General features: G+C 37.1%; 1 protein-coding gene. It reads right to left on the reverse strand.

The window, feature by feature from the left end; genetic code table 11:
* Positions 1 to 199: 199 nt before the first annotated feature.
* The gene (locus tag B5J94_RS01360; RefSeq protein ID WP_062501781.1) at positions 200 to 460 is read right to left on the reverse strand and encodes a type B 50S ribosomal protein L31; all 261 of its coding nucleotides are present in this window, start codon (positions 458 to 460) and stop codon (positions 200 to 202) included.
* Positions 461 to 725: the final 265 nt, after the last annotated feature.

Raw genomic sequence — 725 nt, forward strand, 5'->3', positions numbered from 1 at the left:
CTGTGCTGTGCTGTGCTGTGAAGCATAAAAATTCCTTTAACTCATCTCAAGGGTTTATTTTAAAAAAATAGGATGTGTCCGTCCTTTTTAACACAATTTATACATTAAATCTCTTTCCAANNGAAAGAAGTCTATTTAGAAAATACCCCAAACCAGAGATTTGGGGTATTTTAATGGCATAGATAAGCGTGTAAATCTATTATTTTTTGCCACGGTTGGCAAATGCACCGAAACGCTTGTTGAAACTTGCCACACGACCTTCGTTAGATGCTTGACGTTGCTCACCGGTGTAGAATGGGTGAGATGCACTTGAAATATCAAGTGGGAAATATGGGTATTCGGCACCTTCGTATTCACGAGTGGTTTTGGTCGCCACAGTAGAGCGAGTTAAAAAATAGACGTCCGCATTGGTGTCGTGGAACAATACTTCGCGGTATTCTGGGTGAATGTCTTTACGCATGATAAAAAATCCAATTAACCTAAGCACTAACAAAAAGGCATGTTTAACATTTTATCCAACATATCAAAGGACAAAATGAGCCGGTTGTAGCCATATCATCATCAACCAACTTTGACATGATACACCACAAAGTCATTTATTAGCCAACCTAAGTGGGAGATAAAATACAAAATAAAAAAGTCATTTTAACGCAAAACCATTTATTTTTCAATAAAAATTACACCAATTCTTGTAAATTTGTTATACTTAGGGCGTGCCTGCCTTT

The organism is Moraxella lacunata (assembly GCF_002027545.1).
Taxonomy (GTDB): Bacteria; Pseudomonadota; Gammaproteobacteria; order Pseudomonadales; family Moraxellaceae; genus Moraxella; species Moraxella lacunata.

Coding starts and splice junctions, on each gene's coding strand:
- B5J94_RS01360 (WP_062501781.1), bottom strand. CDS start 460: ATGCGTAAAGACATTCACCCAGAATACCGCGAAGTATTGTTCCACGAC.